Source organism: Mesorhizobium sp. M7A.F.Ca.CA.004.04.2.1 (assembly GCF_004022825.1).
Classification (GTDB): domain Bacteria; phylum Pseudomonadota; class Alphaproteobacteria; order Rhizobiales; family Rhizobiaceae; genus Mesorhizobium.
Window position 1 is genome coordinate 1 of record NZ_RZPH01000463.1, and the last position, 4,506, is coordinate 4,506.

Annotated in this window: 7 protein-coding genes; 3 read left to right on the top strand and 4 right to left on the bottom strand. The window is 62.8% G+C overall.

The features are described from left to right. Positions 1-308, bottom strand: a 308-nt coding sequence (locus EN893_RS20055) for an NIPSNAP family protein (RefSeq protein ID WP_206640143.1), incomplete at its 3' end; no start/stop codon positions are given. Positions 309-404: 96 nt separating this feature from the next. On the opposite strand from EN893_RS20055, the gene EN893_RS20060 reads away from it, so the two are divergent. Then, entirely contained in the window at positions 405-1,085 is a 681-nt protein-coding gene (locus EN893_RS20060) for a TetR/AcrR family transcriptional regulator (protein ID WP_127269335.1), read from the top strand. Between the two features lie 64 nt (positions 1,086-1,149). Here EN893_RS20060 and EN893_RS20065 read toward each other — a convergent pair whose 3' ends face one another. Next, a complete protein-coding gene (locus EN893_RS20065) occupies positions 1,150-1,743 on the bottom strand; it encodes a hypothetical protein (protein ID WP_127272746.1) in 594 nt (197 codons plus the stop codon). A 109-nt stretch (positions 1,744-1,852) separates the two neighbouring features. Between EN893_RS20065 and EN893_RS20070 the strand changes: the two genes are divergently transcribed. Then, positions 1,853-2,983 (top strand): metallophosphoesterase, encoded by a 1,131-nt coding sequence (locus EN893_RS20070; RefSeq protein ID WP_164900974.1) that lies wholly within the window; start codon positions 1,853-1,855, stop codon positions 2,981-2,983. A 57-nt stretch (positions 2,984-3,040) separates the two neighbouring features. Here EN893_RS20070 and EN893_RS20075 read toward each other — a convergent pair whose 3' ends face one another. Beyond that, complete coding sequence (locus EN893_RS20075) at positions 3,041-3,220, bottom strand: CsbD family protein (RefSeq protein ID WP_027037831.1); 180 nt, start codon at positions 3,218-3,220, stop codon at positions 3,041-3,043. 199 nt (positions 3,221-3,419) lie between these two features. Between EN893_RS20075 and EN893_RS20080 the strand changes: the two genes are divergently transcribed. After that, positions 3,420-4,073 carry a glutathione S-transferase family protein gene (locus EN893_RS20080; RefSeq protein ID WP_164749554.1) on the top strand — a complete coding sequence of 218 codons (654 nt, stop codon included), beginning with the start codon at positions 3,420-3,422 and terminating at the stop codon, positions 4,071-4,073. Positions 4,074-4,312: 239 nt separating this feature from the next. Here EN893_RS20080 and EN893_RS38700 read toward each other — a convergent pair. Further along, positions 4,313-4,506, bottom strand: a 194-nt coding sequence (locus tag EN893_RS38700) for a hypothetical protein (protein WP_206640144.1), incomplete at its 5' end; no start/stop codon positions are given.

Consider the following 4,506-nt stretch of genomic DNA (forward strand, 5'->3'; position numbering starts at 1 on the left):
CTCATCGTTGCGTGGCCCGCTTCGCTGTGCGCCGCCCAGCCCGCCCCGCCATAAAAAGCGGCGAGAGCATTTTTCCGCGCATCCATGCCGTCGAAGCCGCGCATCCAGACGAACATGTCAGGCCGATCGAGGTCCCGGAACTGGCCGATGATGGTCATGCCGGCGTCCTCCTGGCCCTCGATCAGCCTGCCGTCGAAGATGCCGATGAGCGTGTCGCGCCGGCCAGGCTTCAGCGTGTATTGCCGAAGCTCGACGACAGGCGAAGCGAGCGCTGAGGGTTTCGTCGCGACGTTCTGGGGCAGGTTCATCCGACATTCTCCAAAACAGGGTGATCGTCCTGTTTTGTAAAACAGACCGGTTGTCCTGTTTTGTCAACATGCTAAAGTTCGGCAATGTCAGCAGAGATGACCGTCCAGCCAAAACCGCGCCCGGGAAAACGCACCAACGACCCTGAAGGCATGCGCAAGAAAGTGCTCGATGTCGCCGAGGATGCGTTCCAGGCGCGCGGCTATCACGCCTCCAGCATCGGCGACCTGATGGCGGCGGCTGATGTCAGCGGCGGCGCGCTGCATCACCACTTCCCGACCAAGAAGGCGCTGGCGCTGGCTGTGATCGACGAGCGTGTGGCGGCAGCGGTCGAAGAGACATGGATCGCGCCGGTGCTGGCGGCGGCATCGGCGCGCGAGGGCGTGCGCGCCGTGTTCGAGGCCGTGGCGGCGGAACTGGAGCAGCAGGGTTTCGTGCGCGGCTGCCCGCTCAACAATCTGGCGCACGAACTGTCGCTTGCCGATCCCGATTTCCGCCTTGCCCTTGCCGGTATCTTTGCCGGGTGGCGGCGCGCGATTGCCGACAAGCTGCGTGCCGACCAGCAGGCGGGCAAGGACGAGGGCACGGACCCCGAACGCTTCGCCGCGCTGACGGTCGCCGCCTATTCCGGGGCCATGTCGATGGCCAAGACGGCGCAGGATGCCGGTGTGCTGCGGGATTGCCTGGCGGGGCTGGAGCGCAGCGCGCCGTCGCCATCGCAGGGCGGATTGGCAGCCAGGCGACGCAACAGGATACTGCCACGGCCGAGAACCTCTTGACTTTGCGGCGCTGCGTTCTTCATCCGATGCCGGGCGAGGTGGGGAACGCCGGGCTCTGGTTCAGCTACTCGGCCAGCGGCTTGATCGTCTCGTAGCCGTTGACGGATTCCGAACCGGTGCCTTCATCGTAGCGCCGCGCGAGCGCGGCTTGCAGATCGGGCGCATAAAGGGCGGTGAATGAATCCAGCGTCTCGCCGTCGCCGTTCTTGAAGGTCTCCTTGACCGCCAGGACATTGTATTTGCAGTCGCCCAGACGGAATGTCTCCTTGCCCTTGACGACAAGGCTCAGCGTCTTTGTGCCCTTCGGCGGCTTGTTCGGCGACAACTCGACGAACTCTATCGTGGCCTTTGCCCCCGCCTTCAGCGGGAACAGCTTTCGCAGATCGGAAAACGGGATCATCGCCTGCCGGCCGGTGTCGCTGTCGCGAAACACCTCGATCAGGCCGGCGAACAGATATTGGGTTTGGGGCGATTGCGATTCGTAGGTGTTGGCAACCGACATCATCCCGCCGGCCACGGGCCGAAATTCGCTCTGGATGCCGGGTCTCGCCAGAACGAAACCCTTCCTGGCGGACTTGGCATCGACGCAACCGGCGGCATGCGCGGTGCTCGCGCACAACATCGCGGCCAGGATCATGCAGATAGCTGCGGCTTTCATTTTCGTCCTCCTCCGCTCGCGCAAGCGAGACATGCCAGACCCATGGCGTCATGTCGATGATGGCGCAGAGGCGCTGGACGACCGGCTGCTGTCCATGCTGAATCAGCAGATGATGAATCGCCTTTCGACTGGATCGTTTTCCCGACGCAACTTCCTGGTACAGGCTGCGGGATTTGCCGCGGCCGGCGCCTTGCCGCGGCCGGCCTTCGGCCAGACCGGGCAACGCGTCCAGGCGATCGACGCCACCTTCCTGTTCATCGCCGATGTCCATGCCTGCCGGATGGCGAGCGGCTTGAGTCCCAACTGCCTGCAGGAAGGCAAGACCGACGCCGCGCTGCTGCGCAACGTGGCGGTGCTGAATGCGCTTGGCGACAAGGACTGGCCGGCCGAGATCAATGGCGTCGCCACCGGCCTGCGTTCCGCCGGCAAGATAGGCACGCCGCTCGGCCTCGTCGTCGGCGGCGACGTCACCGACGATGGCGGCGGCCAGATCACGCAGCCGAGCGAGGGCACCCAACTGCTCCAGTTCAGCCAGCGCTACATCCAGGGCGTCGGCCCGGATCGCGTGCACATGCCGGTCTATGTCGGGCTCGGCAACCATGATCTCGACCAGAACGGGCCGCCGCACCATGTCGACTGGTACCGGCGCGAACTGCGCGACTATGTCGAGGTCAACCATCGCGCCGGCGTGTTCTTCAAGCCGCCGGTGCCGGCCACCGACTATGATGTCGACACCGACTGCTACTCCTGGGACTGGGGCGGCCTGCATCTGATCCAGACGCATCGTTTCGCCGGCGATACCGGCCACGGCGCCGAGAGCAGCCTGCCATGGCTGAAGCAGGACCTGGCGACCTATGCGGCGGACGGCCGTCCGGTCGTCCTGTTCCAGCATTATGGCTGGGACACTTTTTCGGTGGAACGCTGGGATGCCGCCAAGAGCGACTTCGATGGTGACGGCACCGGTGCGCCGCATTGGTGGAGCGAGGCCGACCGGCAGGCGTTGCTGGCGGCGCTGAAGGGCTACAATGTCGTCGGCATTTTCCACGGCCACCAGCACGAAACGCCGCTGATCTATCGCAGGGACGGGATCGACCTGTTCAAGCCGAAGGCTGCCTATATGGGCGGCTTCGCGCTGGCCAGGGTGACCAGCGACGGCATGGACGTGGTGCTGGGCGAGGCGACCGGCGATCATGGCGAGGTTGCCTTCACCAATGCTTTCAGCAAGGGCTGGAGCACATGAAAAAGGCGGCCTTCGCGGCCGCCTTTCCCTCGATAAAGCGCGTTTCTCGATGTCGGATCAGAGCGCCTTCTTGACCTTGTCCTTGACGTCGCCATAGGCCTTCTGCACCTTGCCGGCGATCCGGTCGCCCGTGCCTTCGGCCTGGGTCTGCCTGTTGCCGGTCGCCTTGCCCGCGGCTTCCTTGACCGAGCCTTTGACCTGCTTGGCCACGCCCGCAACCTGATCCTTGTTCACCATTTTTGCGCATCTCCTGGGATTTTTGAATTCAGGGGAATTCATTTGCGGGTAGCTAACGAGCCGGCGTCGGTTAGGTTCCAGGCGTCGCCCGGACGGCAGATCAGGTCGCGCGGCCGCCGCCTTGGGGCAAGGCTGGTGGGCTAGGCTGTGAACACACGTCGACCATGGATATTGGATGGCCGAGCGTGCGGGGAGAAAAATGGCAGAATTTACGCTCTATATCGGCAACAAGTGTTTCTCCTCATGGTCGCTGCGGCCATGGCTGGCGATGAGGCATCTGGAGATCCCGTTCGAGGAAGGTTTCGTGCGGCTGCGCACGCCTGAAACCTTTGCCAATCTGGCGAAAGTGTCGCCGACAGGTCAGGTGCCGGTGCTGAATCACAGTGGCAAGATCGTCTGGGAAACCCTTGCCATCCTTGAATATCTCGCCGACCTGTTTCCCGAAAAAAAGCCCTGGCCGGCCGATATCGACGCCCGTGCGCTGGCGCGTTCGGCTGCGACCGAGATGCATTCCGGCTTTCGCGAGGTTCGCTATGGCTGGCCGATGAATTTGCGTCGGCCCAAGGCCCACAAGCCGCTCGACGCCGAGGGCGAGGCGCAACGCGCCCGCATCGAGGCGCTGTGGCGCCAGTGCCGGGAAAAATACGGCAAGGGCGGCCCGTTCCTGTTCGGCCACTTCACCGCGGCCGATGCCATGTATGCGCCTGTCGTCACCCGTTTCGACACCTATGGCGGCACGCTGGCGCCGGATACGCGCGCCTATGTCGACGCCGTGCTGGCAACGCCGGCGATGCGCCACTGGTATGCCGAGGCGGCCAGGGAGACGTGGCCGGAACCCGGTCCGGACGAATAGGATCCAAACGAAAACGCCCCTCGCACCTTTTATCGTGCGGGGGGCGTCTTTGCCATCAACTGTTATTCGATTGCTCTCATGAACTGCTGATGACACCGAATAAATGCGCGTCTGCGCAGATGGTTCCTGGATGCCGGAAAACTTTTCTCAAGTTGGCGCAAGCGCGCTGTTTGGCGTCCGATTTGCCGTCATGCAAGGTTTTTGGCCAGGTGGTTTGGGAGAATTCCGCAGCTGTGGCTTTATGCAAATTTGACAGCGCGCCAAAAGAAGCCTATAAGCAAATCGTCGATATTTGTTTGACTGACTTTTGTTATCCGCGCTTTCGAGCGCGCCTTTGACGAACTTCCCACATCAAAAATCGGGACAAACGAACGTTGTGCATCCGCATGGCGTCGAATGAATATTTGCCATGGAAAGGGTTCGTCATGAGCAC